Annotated in this window: 1 protein-coding gene and 1 pseudogene; one reads left to right on the top strand and one right to left on the bottom strand. The window is 42.9% G+C overall.

The annotated features are described in order from the left end of the window. Positions 1–335: 335 nt before the first annotated feature. Complete coding sequence (locus NDI42_RS28850; protein ID WP_190450538.1) at positions 336–1,070, bottom strand: GUN4 domain-containing protein; 735 nt, start codon at positions 1,068–1,070, stop codon at positions 336–338. Between NDI42_RS28850 and NDI42_RS28845 the strand changes: the two are divergent. Then, a pseudogene (locus NDI42_RS28845) lies at positions 1,043–1,507 on the top strand (transposase family protein); the annotation flags it as partial. The gene NDI42_RS28850 and the pseudogene NDI42_RS28845 sit on opposite strands and share 28 nt — an antisense overlap. Positions 1,508–1,673 lie beyond the last annotated feature (166 nt).

Raw genomic sequence — 1,673 nt, 5'->3', positions numbered from 1 at the left:
GGGGGATGCACGGGTTTTGAGCGATTTTACCGGTTTTTCTGGCATTTGACCAGCTAAGCAGCGCTCACCAACCTAATTAGCGCCGCTTTTTTCTCGTTATTCAGCACGCCCTACTTAACCTTTTCTAAGTCAAACTCGTAATGACTACGCTATATAAATCATACTCATAACGACTCCGGATTGGCAAGAGTAATTTTGGGAATTTCACAACCATTAGCAGCTGTTGGTCATGGGAAAATAACTTGAAGGCATTTGAGATTAACTGGAACGCGATACCTACGGTAAGCAATGCTAAGGTGATTGCACCTTGTTATTCCACTGAGACGGCAGCTCGGTCAAATTTTACAAGCTTTCAAGTGTGCCATCCATTCCCCAAATCCCACGCGGCGAAAGCGAGTAGGCTCGGTTTTAGTAGGTTCCAGAACTTGCCAAGAGTGCCAGGGAAAATGACCGATGGGAAGAACACTGCCATTAGAAGCGGACTCTTTAGCCTTTAAATCATTAAATTTAAGCCAAGTTCCGTTTTGCTTCCATCCCACAGCTTCTCCGAACTTGGTGTAATCTCGATTCACTGGAGAACTTTCCCAAATTCGCCGCTGAATGCCGAACCCAAAGCGATCGCCGCTTGCTTGTCGCCAAAGTTGATCTAGAGTTTTGAGATGTTTGCAAGGCATCTCCCGGATTTGTTCGGGTGTAATCTCGTCTACAGTCTGCTCAAGCGCCTTGGCATCCCCAGGAATCACCGCCTCTTTAAATAGATAACTGGTTGCCGAATCCATCCAGCGCCAATCCTGAGCTTGTGCTGCTTTCTTCAAATCGTAGGAAGGCCAAAAGCAACCCTGTTTAGAAATTGCACCATTTGTCATGGTGGCGTTGCAAAGCCGTGCATCGCGAAATCCCGTAATCCCCGTATCGGTCAAATCCGCTCGATCAAGATAAGCGGGAGCGTGCTTCAGTTCGCTGAAGTCAGCCCCTACCAGTTTTGCCCCAATCAGAATCGCTCCCTGCAAATCTGCGCCTCTAAAACGCGCACCATTCAGGCTGGCGTTACTTAAGCAAAGGAGCTTCACCAGAAGAAGGATGGTTTATTTTAACTAATTTAACTAACCTGACGTCGGCTATAAATGCTTATAAAAAACGTTTTAGCATTGAGAAAATGTTCCGAGACTTTAAAAGTGGAGGCTATAAATTAGAAGATACTAAGGTTTCTGGTCAGCGCTTGATATTTCTGGTATTAATAATATCTTTCGCTTATAGCATGGCGACCTTTCAAGGACAACAAGTTAAGCGTACTGGTGTACAAAAATATATTGCTAGAGTCAAAGAATCTGGACGAGCAACCAGAAGACATCGCAGTTTTTATGTTGGTTTATATAGCCAAACTTGGGCCAGTTTCTTAGATAATTCTTGGGGTATCGTTGAAGATTTAATGAGATTAAATCGCAATAAACCAGAGCATTATTTACGAGGTATGAGGGCTATGAAGCTGATTTTATCAACGTTTTAGTTTTCATGTCGCCCCCTCAGGATTTTATCATGACTAATCTGTTCCAAATGCATAAATGTTGAATCACGATACAAAACTTTACATAATTAGATATACTCTTCTTATCTGAAAACTTTTAGTTAACATTGGGTTAACTTAGTCATCCAATGGATATAGCTGATTTCTT

This window comes from Funiculus sociatus GB2-C1, from assembly GCF_039962115.1.
GTDB lineage: Bacteria > Cyanobacteriota > Cyanobacteriia > Cyanobacteriales > FACHB-T130 > Funiculus > Funiculus sociatus.
The sequence above is the reverse complement of the archived record's forward strand: the minus strand, read 5'-3'. Positions and strand labels throughout refer to the sequence as shown.